Here is an 18,124-nt window from a genome sequence, read left to right on the forward strand (position 1 = left end):
ATTGGTGCCCGCACGGCGTCATGGGGCGCCGTGCGGTATTTTTATCTACAAATATAGCCGCAATAGTTGCGCGTGGTCACACGTGAACGCGCACGTGGCCACCACAAACATTGCCCGCTGGTGTCATTGCGCACGTCAACCACGCGTGAAAATGTACAAATGCCACCCGCACCAATACGCTTCACAGAAACGGCAGCGCGTTCGCGACTATTGGTGCCGTCTTGGCGCTGAACATCAATGTGTAATGTTGCGGCTGGCATAAATTCTTTGCCAGATGCTTCGCATCGCGCTTGCGCGCGCGCCACATCAAGTGCGGGGCAGTCCAGTGCGGCTTGACCAGCATCTGCGGCGGCACTTGTCGCGACGGATTGTGGGCTACCGATACAGGCAAAACGGGTGCGTGTGCGATCATCAATACCCCCTTCCACTCCATCAATTCGGCAAAACCCAATTGTGTTTAAAGGTTCGTCTTGGGCAAATGCGCCAACGGGTAGGATGATCAATGTGGTCAATAAAATTGCTTTGAACATTATATTTCCTTTCAAAATTGATGTGAAAATTATGCCTTAGCCCCATAAAACAGCGGCACCGATCAAAACGATAATGCCACCCGTAATTTCGCGCATGCTCAGGCTTTCGCCAATAAAGATTGAAATGATGACAACCAGCAATGCCTCTAGCGCGAGAATAGCGACATAGGTGAATGCTAGATTTTCTTGGCGCAGCACAATGATTTCAAACAGTATGGCTGTGGCGAAAAATCCGATAATGAAAATCAGTGGCCAAATGGATGGGGTATCGGCCATATGTTTCATCGCCAGTGTCGCCAAGGCATAACCAAGCGCAGATAATGCGATCAAAAAAACGGGATTTTGAAATGTATACATCATTTGAACACCGTTTGTGGGGTTCAAAAATTCTGCGTCATAAGCGAATAGAAAACAGTGGTAATCTTCACTAGTTTCCAAAATAATGTGGGTTTAGGCTTTTGTGGCGAAAATCCCCGTTGGTTTCCCATCAACACCATCCGCGCCAAGATCGTCGAAATAGGGCACCAATTCCGTTTCACCGCGCGAACGTTGAAAATCCATGATCGGCACGCCCGTGCCACATGACGTCTGCACCAAATCGATGGTCAGATCAAAAATTTGCCGACTGCCAGCCATGGGTGGGAAATGTTGCGCCAGCATGTTCCATTCGGGATCACGTGGATGAAACACCCGCGCCGTGCCATAGGTGCGCAGGATCATTGGATCACCATCGAAGGCACAAAACATCAAGGTCATGCGCCCCGTTGCAGCCACATGTGCCGCGGTTTCATTGCCGCTGCCGCTTAGATTCAACCAGATAATGCGGTTGTCATCCATGATGCGAAGTGAATCCAGCCCTTTGGGTGAAACATTCACCCGCCCCGTTTCATCCGCGGTGGCAACGAAAAACATCACCTGATTTTCGATAAATTCGCGCAATGTACCGTTGAGTTTTTTACCCTGCCCCATGTCATCCTCCTAGTTCCAAAGTGAACATAATGAGAACATTAGTGCAACTATTTGTTGCAATTTTTCCAGAATACAGGAAGGTTTTGAATAAAAATGTCGCGAACAAATTCGTTACCATATCTCCGGTTATAACGGTACAAAACGGGGCAGCGCTGACAAGCTATTTTGTAAAAAACCTTGCAATCGTGCATCCGCGTCTGCGGCCGTTTCACCCGCGACAATCGGGGTGGCATATCGCACCAATGCGCCATCCGTGCGCCCCGTGCGTACGCCGTCAATTACGACGCGAAACTTTGCCTTAATATCGTTTGTCATCCGTTCACCGCGTTGTTCAAACCAGTAATAAACCAACTGTTGCGACAACCCTTTTTGAATGATCGCACGGTTTACGTTGAACCCACCAAACACCGGCAATGTGGTTTGCACATTATAAGGTTCAAGCGTGAAAATTTCCCAGCCACCCACGGGCAAGCACACCTCTGGCGAATGAATGCCCGAGCCATCGGTTTGATTTTCATAAAAGGCGACAAACATGTTGATATGACTGGGCGCGGTTGCGCTGGTGTAATTGATATTCAGATAATCACTTGCGCCCAGCACTGTTTCGATTTCGGGGTCAAGCAGGCTTCCGACCCCTGACCAGCCATCCAGATCACGCGGGAACAATGCAAATGGTTCGCGATCCATCACGCGCGTTTCCCCGCCGCGCCCAATCATCCACGCACCAGATGCCGCCAATGTAATTATTGCCGCAATGACCAATGAACGCGATGGGCGGATGCCCCAGATGCGGTTCAAAATGGCTCCAAAACCTTGTGTGTCCAAATCAATCGCCTCTGACAATGGTTTTGGGTTTGGGGTTAAGCGTTGCAATGCCACTGCCATCAAAAACAAGATCGCGATGCACAGCACAAAAATGACCCAACCCTCAAAGAAATGTAAAAAACCTTCGGCCTGTTCGATACCGTAGGAATTTACCAAAATACCAATCACCCCGATGCGCAGGGAATTGATCAATACCGTCAGTGGTGCTGCGGCCAGAAGCAGGACAATTTTGTGCCAAAACGGCCCGCGATAAAGGATCGCAAAAAGATATGAAAAGCTAAGGATCGGAAACAAGTATCGCAGACCCGAACAGGCCTCTGCCACTTGTAACTTCATCACGCCAAGGTCAATGACGTTGCCCTCTAAAAACACAGAAACGCCCGCAAGTTTAATCAACCAAACACCGATAACCGATGAAATGAGTTGCAATACAATGGTCAGTTTCCAATATAAAATCTGAGGCAAGGGCAGCATGAATATAAGGTGCAATACGGGCAATTGATGTTGGTGCCCACGACCCCAGCCAAACACGACCAACACCACACCCGCGACCCAAATAATCATCGCATATGTGACGATATCGGCGATATGCGCGATATTACCAAAGACAGCGATGATCAAAGATAGCGCAATCACCAACACACCCGTCCAACGATCGGACGGATTATGATCGGGCAATGGCGTTTGGCGCAATTCGCGCAAAAACAGATAGAGCGATACAATCGGGATCAGCGGCCCATGGCTGTATTCTGCCGTGGACCACGCCGCACCCAGCGATTTCAAGCCAATCCAAAACAGCGGCACAGAGGCAAGTATCAACACGACAAACAACACCACCCCACGGCGATTCATCGCCGCAAGAAAAGATCGGTTTTCAATGTGGTTCGTGCCAGTGTGCATCAAAAAACCCAGCGGTTAAGGGCGCATGGTGAATTCGCGGCTGATCTGGAAAAACACTTCGTTTGATTTGGCTTTGTCACTTGCTGTTGCCTCGTCCAATGTGCGATGGGCAACGCCGATTTGCATATCCCAGTCACGGGTCAGCGCACGGTTATAGGCTAAGCGAATTTCGCTGGTGGATTTTTCATCCACATCGTCAAAACCAGTATCGGCCACTTGGGCATATTGATATCCAAAAACAACCGAACTTTCGTTTGTGATTAAATGGCGATAGGCGACATCAACCCATGTGGTTTGAATGTCTGAACCCGCGTCTGATGTCGAAAAGCTGCGATTGACAAGCGCGCTGAACAAACCAGATTTCAGATCGCGCACCACAGAAAGGCCCCCGACCCATTCGGTGCCGCCTCTGGGGCCTTTGGTGACGCCAAAACTGCCGTTCAAATCATATAGTTTAGCATTGATTTCACGGGTTAACTTAAATGTGTTGCGTCGCCCATTTACGGATAATTCAGTTTCAGCTTCGATACCAAAACTGCCATCGGCAAATTCGCGTGTGAAACCCAATCGTCCCGCTAATCCACGTTCGCCATCAACGCGCACGCCTGTGTCCAATTCTTCAACATCGGTATATTCGATACGCCCGTTGATTGTCCAAATTGGTGACGCGATATAGTCCAGCTCAAACCCAAGATCTTCTTGGGTGCGTTGATACGGGTCGCCATCCTCGGTTGATTTATAATCCCACGCATCAAAAGTTACGCGCCCCTGCAACACTGGCGAAAATCGCAAGTTTGCGGTTAAAAACGCGTTGTTGGTTTCGCTGTCGTTCAAATCGGGATCGGTCACATCGGTGTACATGTTTTTCTGATGCTGCAATTCCGCGCGAAAACCGATGGGTTTGTCGATGCCCGTTTCAAATACGATCACGGCCTGATTTATTTCCAGATTACCGTCACTATTGTTGATGGAATCTTCGCCCAGATTATCATTGCTCAATAACGGGTCAGAAAATCGCAGATCATCATTGGAAACATCGGCAGTAATTTCCAGATTGGCAAACGCTCCGTTGCGTTCATATTCAAAGCCGTAATCAGGATCATCAAAAGAAATATCGTTGGATTCATCTGGCGCCTTTGATGCGCGCATGATGCCTTCGAATGTTAACGCGATGCGTTGATTCTGGCTCACGTTTTCTGCGCGAAAATCCAGAATATTATCCCATAAATACAAGGTGCCCGGCGATGGAACATCCAACGAAAAATTATCATTTGCGCTGATCCTGCTGGTGACGCCAAAGGTTAAGGTTACACCGCCTTCGGGTGTATCTTGGGCAAAAACAGGTGCACTGGTCGCCAAAAGGGCGGCCAGAAAACTGGCGATATTTTTTCGACTGCTCATCAATCGTTCCCCGATTTTTATGTTTTATTCAAATAGACGCCTTGTTGGAACAACCACAACGTCACCACGCCCCAATACGGTATTGCCCGCAATGCTGTTGGAATCGCGTGGGTTTTTGTAGTTGAATTTATAAATCACTTCGGATTTTGATTTTGGATCAGTGCGGCGCAATTCAATGCGTTTTTCCGCAGCAAAACGTGTAAGCCCGCCAGACGCCGCAATCGCTTGCAACAATGTGATACCAGGTTTCACTTCTAGTGATCCTGGTGTGTTCACCTCGCCCATAACGAAGATATTTGTCATCACAGGTGGTTTTGGTGCTGTGGGTACGCGTACCCGCGGCACGGCCAGTTTTTCCACGGAAACGTAAATGTTTGGTGTGCTTGCGTAATTGGGCGCCAATGCATTGGTTAATGTCGATGTAATCGCATCAACCGTGCGACCAGATGCGCGCAATGTGCCAACAGCAGGAAAATTTATGGACCCATCAGGCAGCACCAGCACGCTACGGTTCAGGTTGGCGTCTTCTAGAATTTCGATACGCAGCGTATCACCAGCCTTAAGACGGTACCCCGCCTGCGCAAAAGCAGTCGTGGCGATGAAAACAGAGATTATTAAACTACTTATGAAACGAAACATGATCTTACCTCGCGATCTTAAATTAGGTTAAGTGTACGCCAAGACTGGCGTTTGTAAAACTTTTTTCGAACAAATATGCGGCGGGTGCGATAGATTTGTCGCGCTGGGTTTGCGCATCTATTCCGCCTAGTTTTTTGCCGTAAGGCGTAAAATTTCTTTCTTTATATCATCATTGAACGCTTGGGGCGAATCCGCGTCTAGCATTTTTTCGACATTTTGAAATTGAAGCAATGCTTCTGTGTCGCGCGACAGCGCCGCGAGCGTTTTTGCCAGATGGTATTGCACTGCCAATTCTTCGGGCAAATCATGTGCGGCAGCGAACAGATAACGGTATGCTTCTTGGTAATCACCGCGCAGATATGCGATCCAGCCGTAAGTATCCTGTGCTGGGGCGGATTTTGTATCGCGCAGGCGCCGCGCAATCGTATATGCGCGTTGCAAGCTTTCGGCGTCATCGCGATGGTTTGATAACAAGCTTGCCAAATTATTCGCCAACATGACCGATTTTGAATTTTGTTCATACAGTTTTTCATAAACCGCAATCGCACCATCATAGTCGCCCGCATGTTCCAAATTTGATGCGTTGATCCATTGTAGATAACCACTGTTTGGCACCGCGTTAAGCGCGGCTGTTAATGTGGCGTTTGCATCCAGATCATTTGCCAATTGTAACTGATATTTCGCAACCCAAACCCGTTCTTGGCTGGCATCCTTGGCTAAAATCGCGTTGTAAATTGCAAGGGCGGCGTCAACATCACCCGATGCGCCATAAATCCCAGCCTGTACATATTGCCAAAACGCGGGATCATCCGAAATCTGTTCCAGTTTTTGTGCATGCGCTAACGCCGCGGGATAGTTTTCTTGGCGAATGAACGTATCAATAATCGTCGCATTTGCTTGTGCGCTGGTATCATCCGTGGTCGCGGCAAGCTGTTGCATAAATTGCGCCAACTCCGCAGAACGATCCTGAGCGCGCAACATGGTGGTGGTCAGGTTGTTGGCCGCCGATACGGCGCCGGGGGTTTGTAATGCGTTCAGTTTTGGAATGATGTCTTCCAACCGACGCCAGTTTTGTGTTGTCACATATAAATTGCCAAGGGCAATCAATAACTGGGGATGTTCAGGATTTTGGCGATGTGCGTTTAATAATGTATCCTCGGCCGCAATGACCTTGTCACTTGCCATCAAAACCCCCGCATAACGCAGCGACTCATCTGGTGCGTTATCGGACGCCTTTACCGCCAAAGACAGCATTTCGGATTTCAGCTCATGACTCCCCTCGCGATCATGTGCGCTTGCGATCAGGGTCAACAGTTCCGCATCATTTGGATGTTGGCCGACCGCACCACGCAAATTCACGATGGCCTCTGCGGTTTGATCCGCCGCGATTTGCCAACGCGCCTTATGCTTGGTGGCGCTGGCATTGTATTTATCAATGCTAAGCACCTCGTTCACCAAAATGCGCGCAGCGTCTGTTTGGCCTGTCGCGATCAACATATCAGTCAGGATCAAACGGTATGTGTTGGTGTTCGCTGTTGTTGGGGCATCTTGTAAAATGTCACGCATTTGGTCGATTGCACCCATTTTATCACCCGATTCAAATTGCAGTGATGCCTTGAGCGATTGAAACAGCTTTGCGTTTGCTGGCGCTGTCGCCAGCACGCTGTTGATTTCATCCAACGCGGCACCGTCACCACGGGTTTTTGCGATAAAGTTAATTAAATCGACCTGTAGATTTTGATTATCTGGATCACCCGCAATCACCGTGCGAAAATAAGATTCCGCCGCTGGCAAATCCTGTTGTGCGATATACCAACGGATCAGCCGCAACTTTGATTCAGGGTCATTTGGATAACGCGCGACAATGTTTTTCAACTGCTGTTCCACATCATCTTTGCGATCAAGTTGAATCAAAACCCCAAGGCGCAGCGAAAATAGATCCGTCATATCGGGATTATGGGCCAAGGCATCATCAATCGCGCGCAATGCTGGTTCCCAATTTTGTTGGCGCAAATGATCGCCAATGACCAGACGATGCGCATGTACCAATGTTGGATCTTGTGCGATCAAATCTTTACCAATGGCGGTGGCTGCCAATACATCGCGCTCGTTCTTTTCGACCAGCGCATCGTAATATTGCAAATTCGCGACCAAGGATTTGACCACAAGGTCATTGCCATCAATTGCCGCGGCGCGTGTTGCATGGCGGCGCAGTGAATTCCAATTTTTGGTTTCGAGTGCAATTTCACCAACCGCACGCAAACCTTCAAAATTATCAGGGAATTGTTCGACTAGTCGCAAATATTGGCCGTAAGCCTCGGTCCGAGGACCGCGCACATTTAACAACCGTGCATAGGCCAAGCGCGCGTCTTTGTGCAGGCCGTTTAATTGAAATACATTGCGAAATTCAATAATAGCGCGATCTTCGTCGCCATCGGCCAAATAGGTAAGGGCCGCTTGGTAATGTTTTTCTGCACGTTCTTCGGCGGATTCACACCCTGCCAGAAACAACAGACAAACAATAGCCAAGCAGCCCAATATTTTTGAATTTAACATTCGTTTTCTTTGGCGAAAAGGGGCGCCGTTAGCGCCCCGTGCAGCGTAGTACCACGCTAAGGGTTTGTGAAATGATCGACACGTCTTGTTTGAATGAAACACAATCGGCGTAGTCATTGTCAAACTGTACCCGCGCAGCAAACGTTGTTTCATTGCGATCAGACACTTGCCACAACCCAGTCAATCCGGGACGGAAACGGAAATATTCGGTTCCGTGATACAGGCTACGTTGGTCCGTCATCATTGGGCGCGGCCCAACAACAGACATAGAGCCAATCAAAACATTCCAAAACTGTGGCATTTCATCAACTGAACTGCGGCGCAGAAAATTACCAACCTTGGTGATACGCGGATCGTTTTTCAATTTTTGATCGCGATCCCATTCAATACGCGCATCAGGATTATCTGACAAATATTGTTCCAAAACCTTGTCAGCATCACGCACCATGGTGCGGATTTTCCACATGCGAAATTCTTTGCCGTTCAAACCAATACGCATTTGGCTGTAAAACGGTTGCCCGCCATCCAACCAAACCAAAAAGGCAGAAATGCCAACGATGGTCAAAATAATAGGCGCAGCCAAAACGATGAATGCAATATCAAACAAGCGTTTCAGAAATGCTTCGTAAATCGAAGTATCGGTATAAATATAAACAGCATGTTGCCGTTTCAATCGGTTATTAAAATCATCAGTATGCAGGGACATTGCAGTACTTCCATATAAGTTTTGCCCTAACAGCTGGGCGTTAAAAAAATCTCCAATTTTGTTTTTTTATTGGCGCTCGTTTAGCTTAAAAAAGTAACAAAAATAAAAAGGTGTTAATGTAATGTTCATAAGCATATTGATTGCAGATGCATCTTGCCACTAAATTCGAAAGCGTAATAGTGATATACATCACTTTACCAACAAAAAAATGCCACTATTACGTCATATTGTGAAATTCCATTCGATATATCAGATATTTAGGTTCAGTAAACATTTATTACAATTTAAGGATTCGTTACGGATTTTCAATGGCACTCACCGCATGCGCTGGTAAAGTTTTCGCCAAACAATCAATAGTTGTACGCGATGCGAATCTGTCAATTTTTTTGGACAGCGACAAATAAACATTTTGGATAATTTCGATCAGGGTTTAGGTTAAAAATAATGGTTACAGAAAATTTATACGCGAGCTTTTTCGGATTTTCCGAGCGGCCATTTAATCTGGTTCCTGACCCGGATTTTCTGTTTTGGTCAAAACAACATAGCGGCGCATATGCCGTGCTTGAATTTGGCATTATGTCGCGTGCGCCAATCACATTGTTAACCGGCGAAATTGGGTCAGGGAAAACGACCTTGGTGCAAAAACTGTTGGCATCATTGCGCGATGACGTCACCGTTGGATTGGTGTCCAATGCGCAGGGCGGGCGCGGTGAATTATTGCAATGGGTTCTAAATGCGCTTGGCATTCGGTTTGGATCGAACGCCAGCTATGTTGAAATGTTCCAAAAATTACAAGAATTCATTATCGATGAATACGCCGCCAACCGCCGCGTGGTTTTGATCATCGACGAAGCGCAAAACCTGTCGATCGAAGGGCTTGAAGAATTGCGCATGTTAACCAATATCAATTCCAACAAGGATGAATTGATTCAGCTAATTTTGGTTGGCCAGCCTGAACTCAAAGATCTGGTGCTCAGCCCAAAAATGAAACAGCTCGCACAACGTGTGGCAGGCAGCTACCACTTGGGTGAAATGGATCAAAAAACGGTGGGTGAATATATCGAACATCGGTTAAAAAAATCCGGCGGTACAGGTGGTGAGATCACCAAATCCGCGACCAAGATTATTTATGAATCAACAAATGGTGTGCCACGCTTGGTAAACCAACTTTGCGAACTATGTTTATTGTATGCGTGGGGCAAAGAGGAAAAATTTGTCGGCATCCGCACTGTGCGCAAGGTTTTGTCTGATGGCGTGTTTTTTGGTGGTCATGCACTCCATGATAGAGAAGAGTTAATGTAATGGATATTAAGTATTTCTTTTCAATATTTTTGCGTCGCTTGCCTTATTTTTTGCTAGTGTCATGTCTGATCTCTGCAATTGCCATTATCATCGCAAAAGCATTGCCGCCTGCCTATGAATCGCAAATGAAATTAATTGTGGAATCGCCGCAAATTCCAACGGAATTGGCGACGCCAACAATTTCAACACCCGCGATGGAACAGCTTCAAATTGTTGAACAACGGCTTATGACACGCAATAATTTGTTGGACATTGCTGCACGGTTTAAACTGTTTGATGTCGAAGATGAGATGACGCCTGATCGCACGGTCGAGGCAATGTTAAAACGCACCACGATTCGCAAGTCCGCCAATCACAACGAAGCGGCATTAATGACCATCGCGTTCGAGGCCGCAACACCCGAAAAAGCAGCCAGCGTGGTGAACGAATATTTAACCCTGATCCAAAAAGAAGACGTCGAAAGCCGTACCGGACGTGCAACCCAAACGCTTGAGTTTTTTGAACAAGAAGTGACCCGTTTGTCCGAAGAATTGGCAAGAAAATCTGCCGATATTTTGAAATTCAAATTGGATAATTCTGATGCGCTACCAGATAGTTTGGATTTCCGTCTAGGGCAACAAACGCGCGCCCAGGAACGCTTGGCGCAGATCAACCGTGACATATCACAGTTCACCCAGCAGCGTGAAAAATTGATGGTGATATTTGCGCAAACGGGCAAGGTAAGGGATGTCACCCCAAAAGAATTATCACGCGACGAAGAGTGGCTAGAAAAACTACGCGCCGATCTGGCAAATGCGCTTGCGGTTTATTCGCCAGATAACCCAAACGTAAAAGTGTTGGAATCGCGGATTAGACAAACTGAAAATGCAATTGCCAGACGTAAGTCTGCCGAAAACCCCGTCGCAAATACCAATGTGGATTCGACTGGTAACATGATGTTGGACATTCAATTGTCCGAAATGGACACGCGTTTAGCAATCTTAGAAGACCAACGCGATGCAACCGAAGAATTATTAGATAACATCGTCACCACTCTGTCGAAAACCCCCGCCAACGCCATTCGCTTGGATGAATTGGAATTGGATTTGGGTAATTTACAAACTCAGTATACCGCCGCCGTTAATCGGTTCGGCAGTGCCAGCACGGGTGAACGGATTGAATTATTATCCCAAGGTCAGAAAATTTCTGTCATCGAACCCCCAGCACTGCCCGACGAACCCACAAAACCCAATCGCATGTTGATTGCGGGTGGGGGCACATTCATTGGGATTATGGCGGGTATTGTATTGGTGGTGGCGTTGGAAATGTTGAACAGATCTATCCGCCGACCCGAGGATTTGGTCGCCAAGTTGGGAATTACACCGCTGGCAACGATCCCTTATATTCGTTCGCGCCAACAAATGATTGCGCAACGCAGTGGAAAGATCATTGTAATTTTGGCCATTCTTGTTGGGGTGCCGTCGCTTATTTATGCCGTGCATACTTATTATTTACCGCTTGATTTATTGATGGAAAATTTGCTGTCGAAACTGGGGATTTAATCCACGGTTGCCCAAGGAGGGCGTGATTTATGGAACGTTTACAGGCCGCAATTAACAAGGCCCGCGCACAACGCAAAACCGGCGTTGCTGCCACTGAACATGTGCAAAGCAAAACCACTGATAAAAAGCTGGTCGAAAATTGGGAACGATTAACGCCAATTGTTATGGACGAAAAACAATCGGCTGTGAACAGATTGTCATCTATCGGCGGCGGCAAAGATGCGGCACCTTATGACATGTTGCGCACCCGAATTTTACAACAGGCCAGCGTCAACAAATGGCACCGTGTTGCGGTGGTTTCCCCCCATTCGGGTTGCGGAAAATCCACCACATGCGCCAACCTCGCATTCAGTTTTTCCCGCCAACGTGATTTGCGCACATTGGTGCTTGATTTGGATTTACGACGCGTCGGACTAAGCCGTATTTTGGGCCAACCGCGCAGCGCAAATATGGCGGACGTGTTGCAAGGAAATGCGGATTTTTTGGATCATGGTATGGTTTTAGATGAGAATGTCGCGCTCGGGCTAAACCAAACTAGCGTGCATGACGCATCTGAAATTTTGCAAAACATGCGCACCAAATCTGTGTTGGAAAACATCGAAAATCAGCTTCGCCCGGATATCGTTTTGTTTGATATGCCACCGTTGATGTCGACGGATGATAACTATGGCTTTCTGCCAAATGTTGATTGCGCAATTCTGATTGCAGAGGCGGAAAAAACCACGATCGCGCAAATTGATGTCGCCGAACGCCAGTTGGCGGAATTAACAAACGTGATGGGAGTGGTTTTAAACAAAAGCCGTTATCACACTGGCGCTTACGGATATGATTACGATTACCAATGATCCACATAAAAAAGGGCTCATAAAGAGCCCAATTTTTGTATATTTTGTTTCGCTTACGCGTCGCTACGTTTGCGGCGACGTCCAACAAAACCCAAACCGCCAAGTGCTGTTAGCAATAACAGACCCGCAGCTGGAACTGGAACCGGTGATGGCTGTTGGCCTTCGGTCACAGTAATTGTTGAACCGCTGGTTCCAGATGTTGTGTTATAAAACGCCCAGAAAAATGTGTCTACCAGATCAACGGTAAGCGTATCACCATTTGCAAAGTTCAATACCGGATTGTCAGCGAATGTGACGGTTGTGTGCACATGGCTGTTTTCGCGTGCAACGATGCGAACACGTCCACGTGTTCCACCTGTAACGGATTCACCAGTGTCTGATTCATATGTCAAATCGATCGCAACGCGGAAAACGGCAACCTCTGGTGTTGCATCAGCTGCGGCTGTTGCTGTCCAATCGATCAAAACAGTAGGGATCGTATCGGCGCTGGTGCGACCAACAATTGGAATATCGCCCACAAATTCAGCACTGATCGTACAATCACATGCGTTGCGGCGTTCATCGAATGTAATGCTCGAAGAGCCTGCATCAAATGTATAAGTTGTTGCGAAAGCGGTGCCAGTAATACCAGCCAAAGAGAGCGCAGTTGCGGCTACAAAATTACGGATAATCATAATACCCCCGAAAAAATTTAATAAAATATTACTATTAAACTAGCAGATTCTCGCCGATGTTCAAGGAAAAATGGCAAAATTGTGCCGAAACTGCCTTTTCGACCAACAAGATGCATCAATTTTCAACAAATATGCATTCTTCCACCAACCCACGCGTTAAGTAGCTTTATCAATGACATCAACCAGCCCGCGAGGCTGATGGAACACTACCTATTGCCTGTAACCACATATTGGACGGATCGAAAATTTGGTGAATCACCAACATCGGCGCGATGATCCAAGCGGGTGTTTTAACAACCAAATAAAAATAGTAGCGATGAGCGTTGGAAAGACCTGCCCCTCGTCAGAATGCGCCACTTGTTCATTTTCGATCAGGGGAATTGTTGGGAATTTTTCTTGTCAGGGTGTCTATCCCACTTGAACCTCACCCGTTTTCACGCAACACACCACCCGCTAGATATAGCGATCCACAGATCAGTATGCGTGCGGTTGGGTCTTTGGCGGTGATATCTTTCACCGCTGATAAAACATCATCGGCGACCACGGCGTCAATTCCAGCGGCGCTGGCGGCCTGAACTGTTTCTTCGGCGCTCAGCGTTGCTGCTTCGCCTGGGATTGAAACGCCGTGCAAGCTTTCAGATATTTCCGCCAAGGGGCGTAGGTATCCTGCGATATCTTTGGTGTTCAACATGCCAACAATTAGGTGCAATGGGCGTTTGGGCAATCGCCCCATTGCCTCTGCCAGTGCCAAACCAGCCGCCGCGTTATGTCCGCCATCCAGCCATAAATCCGCGCCGCTAGCTGCATCCACCAATGGCCCTGTGCGAAGCTTTTGCATCCGTGCTGGCCACACGGCATTCACCATCGCCGCTTCGCATGCATCCGTATCTTTGCCGAGCAATCGCAATGCCGCAATCGCGATTCCTGCGTTCATCACCTGATGCGCGCCAATCAGCGCGGGCATAGGCAGATCAACCAAACCGTATTCGTCCTGGAAAATTAGGCGTCCGTTTTCCTCCCAAACATGCCAATGTTGGCCGTGAATTTTCAGGGTCGCGCCAACCTTGGCCGCCGTGGCTTCGATTACCTCTAATGCTTCATCGGGTTGGGGGCCGACCACGCCAAAACAATTGCGTTTTAGGATGCCCGCCTTTTCACCCGCAATCGCAGCCAGTGTGTTACCCAAATATTGTTCATGATCGATGGACACGGGTGTGATGATCGCCATTTCGGGCGCATCAATCACATTGGTCGCATCAAGGCGACCGCCCAACCCGACCTCTAGCAAAGTATAATCGGCGGGGGAGCGGGCGAATGCCAAAAACGCGGCACAGGTTGTGATTTCGAAATAGGTGATTGGCACACCGCCATTTTTCGATTCACATTCGGCCAACATTTCCGCCAGCGCAGTTTCGGAAATCAATTCACCCGCAAGACGAATGCGTTCGTGAAAACGCGCAAGGTGGGGCGATGTATATGCGTGAACGGTGTTTCCCGCACCTTCCAGCCCCGCGCGCAACATCGCCTGCGTGGAACCTTTACCATTTGTGCCCGCGATATGAATCACAGGAGGGATATCGCTTTCTGGATTGCCCAGCGCATCAAGCAACCGATGCATCCGATCAAGCGTCAGATCAATGATTTTAGGATGAAGCGACATCAACCGTTCAAGGATGACATCGCTTTGGTCAGAGGTCACTTTTTAGTAGCCTCGGTCTTTTTGGATTTGTCTTCGATTTTCGCTGGTGGTTCCAAATCGGCGGCAATCGCAGGGGGCAGTTTCATCAACATGCGCACGATGGAAATCAATTCATCGCGCATATCTTGACGTTTTGTCACGCGGTCGATCATGCCGTGATCCAACAGATACTCCGCGCGCTGAAAACCATCTGGCAATTTTTCACGAATGGTTTGTTCAATCACACGCGCACCCGCAAAACCGATCAATGCGTTTGGCTCGGCGATATGCACATCGCCCAACATCGCATATGATGCAGTCACACCACCCGTGGTTGGGTGCGTGAGGACAACGATAAATGGCAAATCAGCCTCTTTTAACATTTGTAACGCAACCGTTGTGCGCGGCATTTGCATCAGGGATAAAATCCCCTCTTGCATACGCGCACCACCAGCCGCGGAAAACAGGATCAGCGGGCATTTCATATTTACCGCATGTTCACACGCCGCAATAATCGCGTTGCCAACGGCCATGCCCATGGATCCGCCCATGAATCCAAAATCCTGTGCCGCCATCACAACCTTGGTACGACCCAGATCACCGTATCCCAGCAACATCGCATCCTTTTCGCCCGTCTTTTTCTGAGCAGCCCTCAATCGATCAGGGTATTTTTTCTGGTCGCGAAATTTAAGCGGATCGGCATTTGGTGCTTTGGCTTCGAATTCGGCAAATGTGCCGCCGTCAAACAGGCTGGCAAATCGTTCGCGTGGGATAATGTTCATGTGGTGCCCACAATTCACACACACGTTCAAATTATCAGCCAATTCACGGTGAAATAACATCGTGGAACATTCGTCACATTTGGTCCACAAATTATCCGGTGTTTCGCGACGCGAAAACAATGAATTAATCTTGGGTCTGACGTAGTTGGAAATCCAGTTCATATCTGCGCTCTGTCGCCTGTATTAGTGTTTCTTTGCTTTTAACTTTGCCAGCGATGGATTGCAATCAATAGCGATACCAGCGTTGAACCACCGAAAAGTAGATCAAAATTATGAATGCGGTAAATCCAACCTGTGACATCAACAATGGGCGCATTTGTTCTACATCACCCAAATCGATTGGGGACACGTATAACGACAGACCATCCATGTATCCTTTGGTCGCCACAACGCACATACCCATGAAATTATTGGCAAAATGCAATCCAATCGCCGCGCCAAGGTTTCCCGTGCGCATCGTCATATCCGCCGCTAGGATACCGATTAAAAACGTTTGTGCCACAACCAACCAGGCGTTTGATCCAAACGTCGCGGGCTGATAATGCCCAATTGCGAAAATCAGTGACGGCAGGATCATCCATACCGCAAAATGATCAAACCTCACAGCCAGTTGTTGTTGAATATATCCGCGAAAAACAAGTTCCTCTGCGCTGACTTGCATCAAGATCAGCGGTATCGCAACGGGTAGCCACGATAACCAAATGTCGTAATTTAGGTTCGCCTCTGGCAACAAATCGTTTGGTTCCAGCAAACCAGAAACCACAAAGAACAATACAACCGCGATTAAACCCAACACAAAATTGCGCAGAAATGTTTTCACGTTCCCGCCAAACAAGGTAAATACGCTGCGCCGATGAAACAAAAACAGCATTACAATGATTGCAATAATCCAGCCCCCAAACGTGGTTAAAATCGTGACCACCATTTTGGGGGTCGTGAATCGAAGCTCTGTTGTCATCTGCAAAAATTCATCCGCGCTCATGAATTGCCCCGCCGCCACAAAAATGACCGCAGTGATCAATTGCAACACCACAAATCCCAACACCAACACCGCAACGATGCGCCAAATTTCGTTTCGTTGTTTTGCGGGGAATAAAAAGGCTGCTTTGTTACGGCTGGCCGTTGATTGCTCGGGAATGTGCATATTTTCGCCTATTGATACGGTGTTTCAACATAACAAGGGGTGTCAGGGCTTGCTAGTATGGAACAAGTTCACTAACACCTTGGCCTTAATTGTGGCAGAAAGACAACGGCATTACTTTTGCCAATAGGGGACAAAATTGCGCATTTATATGGCCATATTGCTGGCGTTAATTTTCAGCGTTAGCGCCTGTTCAACGCCCATCCCATCGGATGTGGATGCAAATCAATATGCATCGCGCGGCGACAGCCAGCCAGAAAGCGATTTCAACCTTGCGATCCCAGATGGTTATTGTTTCAGCACAAAACACAGCGTGCGCACATCGGACACCACAATTGTCTTGCTACACAGTTGCAACGCCAAAGCAAAAATGGGTTTTTATTCCGTCTCTGCACTCAAAACAGATTCAGAAATTTACCCAAAAGAGTTTCAACACTATTTCGAAACACCACAAGGCCGCCAAAGCTTGGGCATTCCTGCAAATACAAATGTTGCCAAGATCACAGGGACCAAAACCCGCAACGGCATTTTTTATGTTGAAGTGTTGAATGCTGGCACACCCGAAATCCCGCTTACCGCACCCAAAACATGGCGCGGATTTTTTACCAAGGATGGTCGCTTGTTTTCAATTACCTTTCATCCGCTCGCCAATCAAAAAATCAGTTCAGAACAAAGTTTCAGCGCATTGCAACGCTATGCGATCAAGCTAAAGAACGCGCGCTAATGCATTTCTGCATTTCATTGATACAATCTTAAATTGTTTCGATCAAAAGCTGGTATATGCCACATCAGTATCTATATCCTCTTCAAACGTCCTTTCGTGAATATCAGAGCAATATGTTTTCTTATCTGACTGCCATGTTTCGTCACGCCCGCCTGCGGATCAGCCAGCGTATTTGGCGCCGCAAGCTTCGGTATGCGACAAAACATAATACAAATGATATCGAAGACATCCAACGCAGATTGCGCCGCATCGCATTTGAACGGTCAAAAATGAACGCAGGCGCGGTTGAACAATTATCAACAACACTGACCGACCAAATCGCGCTTAATGCACCCAGCAAAACAGATTGGTGCAAACGACCCAAAACATGGTCAGCGAGTCAATCTCGTTTGCCCATCGCGAATGCGGAAAAAACTCAAAAAATTTGCGATTCTGTGATTTTGTTTCATGACTGCCCGTTGGGCAATATTCAGTTGGAACAGACAACGTCGTCGCAAAATGAAACCACCGCGAATTTTGCCCTATCGATCAAGGTGGGGAAATTCGAAGGGTCGTATTTGTCCTTGGTGGTGACGCTGCCAAATGATGCGATAATCGATTTGTCGCCCAATCATATTTTGCAATCAAATCTATTGATTGATTGCGATCCATCCATGGATATTTACGCGCGTTTGAACCTGCAATCAAAATCAGGAACACAACAAATAATCCGTACATTTGATCCCACGGATTTGGGCCATTTAGTAAACTTCGATTTGGTTGGTCATATCACGCAGGTTCGCGTTATCGACAAATCGTGGATTGATGTCAGTTTTGACAATCCAGAAAACCAAACCATTGTTTTGCACGATCTCACTTGTTTTCGCAGACGACGCGCTGCAATTTGACGTTGCGTTTTAGGTGACATGCCT

General features: G+C 47.6%; 17 protein-coding genes. 5 read left to right on the top strand and 12 right to left on the bottom strand.

Features of this window, described 5'->3' with window-relative positions:
- Nucleotides 1-41 precede the first annotated feature (41 nt).
- From IE094_RS05580 to IE094_RS05615, 8 genes are all read right to left on the bottom strand, one after another.
- Nucleotides 42-530 (bottom strand): hypothetical protein, encoded by a 489-nt coding sequence (locus tag IE094_RS05580; protein WP_189639598.1) that lies wholly within the window; start codon nucleotides 528-530, stop codon nucleotides 42-44.
- 36 nt (nucleotides 531-566) lie between these two features.
- The gene (locus IE094_RS05585) at nucleotides 567-890 is read right to left on the bottom strand and encodes a DMT family transporter (protein WP_189639599.1); all 324 of its coding nucleotides are present in this window, start codon (nucleotides 888-890) and stop codon (nucleotides 567-569) included.
- A 90-nt stretch (nucleotides 891-980) separates the two neighbouring features.
- Nucleotides 981-1,499: a pyridoxamine 5'-phosphate oxidase family protein gene (locus IE094_RS05590; protein WP_189639600.1), complete on the bottom strand. Its 519-nt coding sequence runs from the start codon at nucleotides 1,497-1,499 to the stop codon at nucleotides 981-983.
- Nucleotides 1,500-1,625: 126 nt separating this feature from the next.
- Entirely contained in the window at nucleotides 1,626-3,176 is a 1,551-nt protein-coding gene (xrtD, locus tag IE094_RS05595) for a VPLPA-CTERM-specific exosortase XrtD (protein WP_229802073.1), read from the bottom strand.
- Nucleotides 3,177-3,239: 63 nt separating this feature from the next.
- Complete coding sequence (locus IE094_RS05600; RefSeq protein ID WP_189639602.1) at nucleotides 3,240-4,625, bottom strand: hypothetical protein; 1,386 nt, start codon at nucleotides 4,623-4,625, stop codon at nucleotides 3,240-3,242.
- Nucleotides 4,626-4,649: 24 nt separating this feature from the next.
- Complete coding sequence (locus tag IE094_RS05605; RefSeq protein ID WP_189639603.1) at nucleotides 4,650-5,264, bottom strand: polysaccharide biosynthesis/export family protein; 615 nt, start codon at nucleotides 5,262-5,264, stop codon at nucleotides 4,650-4,652.
- A 126-nt stretch (nucleotides 5,265-5,390) separates the two neighbouring features.
- Nucleotides 5,391-7,820, bottom strand: a complete 2,430-nt coding sequence (locus tag IE094_RS05610) for a tetratricopeptide repeat protein (protein ID WP_189639604.1) — start codon at nucleotides 7,818-7,820, stop codon at nucleotides 5,391-5,393.
- A gap of 28 nt (nucleotides 7,821-7,848) precedes the next feature.
- On the bottom strand, nucleotides 7,849-8,526 hold the full coding sequence (locus IE094_RS05615; RefSeq protein WP_229802075.1) for a sugar transferase: 678 nt from the start codon (nucleotides 8,524-8,526) through the stop codon (nucleotides 7,849-7,851).
- A gap of 444 nt (nucleotides 8,527-8,970) precedes the next feature.
- Here IE094_RS05615 and IE094_RS05620 point away from each other — a divergent pair, with 444 nt between their 5' ends.
- The 3 genes from IE094_RS05620 (at nucleotide 8,971) to IE094_RS05630 (ending at nucleotide 12,214) form a co-directional block, all read left to right on the top strand.
- On the top strand, nucleotides 8,971-9,828 hold the full coding sequence (locus IE094_RS05620) for an ExeA family protein (RefSeq protein WP_189639605.1): 858 nt from the start codon (nucleotides 8,971-8,973) through the stop codon (nucleotides 9,826-9,828).
- A gap of 125 nt (nucleotides 9,829-9,953) precedes the next feature.
- Nucleotides 9,954-11,369: a GumC family protein gene (locus IE094_RS05625; protein ID WP_229802077.1), complete on the top strand. Its 1,416-nt coding sequence runs from the start codon at nucleotides 9,954-9,956 to the stop codon at nucleotides 11,367-11,369.
- A gap of 29 nt (nucleotides 11,370-11,398) precedes the next feature.
- On the top strand, nucleotides 11,399-12,214 hold the full coding sequence (locus IE094_RS05630) for a CpsD/CapB family tyrosine-protein kinase (RefSeq protein WP_189639607.1): 816 nt from the start codon (nucleotides 11,399-11,401) through the stop codon (nucleotides 12,212-12,214).
- Nucleotides 12,215-12,267: 53 nt separating this feature from the next.
- Here the strand turns inward: IE094_RS05630 and IE094_RS05635 are convergent, their stop codons facing one another.
- The 4 genes from IE094_RS05635 to IE094_RS05650 form a co-directional block, all read right to left on the bottom strand.
- Nucleotides 12,268-12,888, bottom strand: a complete 621-nt coding sequence (locus tag IE094_RS05635) for a VPLPA-CTERM sorting domain-containing protein (protein WP_189639608.1) — start codon at nucleotides 12,886-12,888, stop codon at nucleotides 12,268-12,270.
- A gap of 424 nt (nucleotides 12,889-13,312) precedes the next feature.
- Complete coding sequence (locus tag IE094_RS05640; RefSeq protein WP_189639812.1) at nucleotides 13,313-14,548, bottom strand: bifunctional folylpolyglutamate synthase/dihydrofolate synthase; 1,236 nt, start codon at nucleotides 14,546-14,548, stop codon at nucleotides 13,313-13,315.
- 35 nt (nucleotides 14,549-14,583) lie between these two features.
- Nucleotides 14,584-15,510, bottom strand: coding sequence for an acetyl-CoA carboxylase, carboxyltransferase subunit beta (gene accD, locus IE094_RS05645; RefSeq protein ID WP_189639609.1), 927 nt, complete (start codon nucleotides 15,508-15,510; stop codon nucleotides 14,584-14,586).
- Nucleotides 15,511-15,574: 64 nt separating this feature from the next.
- The gene (locus IE094_RS05650; RefSeq protein ID WP_189639610.1) at nucleotides 15,575-16,492 is read right to left on the bottom strand and encodes a CPBP family intramembrane glutamic endopeptidase; all 918 of its coding nucleotides are present in this window, start codon (nucleotides 16,490-16,492) and stop codon (nucleotides 15,575-15,577) included.
- A 148-nt stretch (nucleotides 16,493-16,640) separates the two neighbouring features.
- On the opposite strand from IE094_RS05650, the gene IE094_RS05655 reads away from it, so the two are divergent.
- Nucleotides 16,641-17,213 carry a hypothetical protein gene (locus IE094_RS05655; protein ID WP_229802079.1) on the top strand — a complete coding sequence of 191 codons (573 nt, stop codon included), beginning with the start codon at nucleotides 16,641-16,643 and terminating at the stop codon, nucleotides 17,211-17,213.
- Nucleotides 17,214-17,347: 134 nt separating this feature from the next.
- Entirely contained in the window at nucleotides 17,348-18,100 is a 753-nt protein-coding gene (locus IE094_RS05660; RefSeq protein WP_229802080.1) for a DUF6478 family protein, read from the top strand.
- Nucleotides 18,101-18,124: the final 24 nt, after the last annotated feature.

Origin of the sequence: Paramylibacter ulvae (assembly GCF_014652655.1) — a bacterium.
GTDB classification, from domain to species: Bacteria; Pseudomonadota; Alphaproteobacteria; order Rhodobacterales; family Rhodobacteraceae; genus Amylibacter; species Amylibacter ulvae.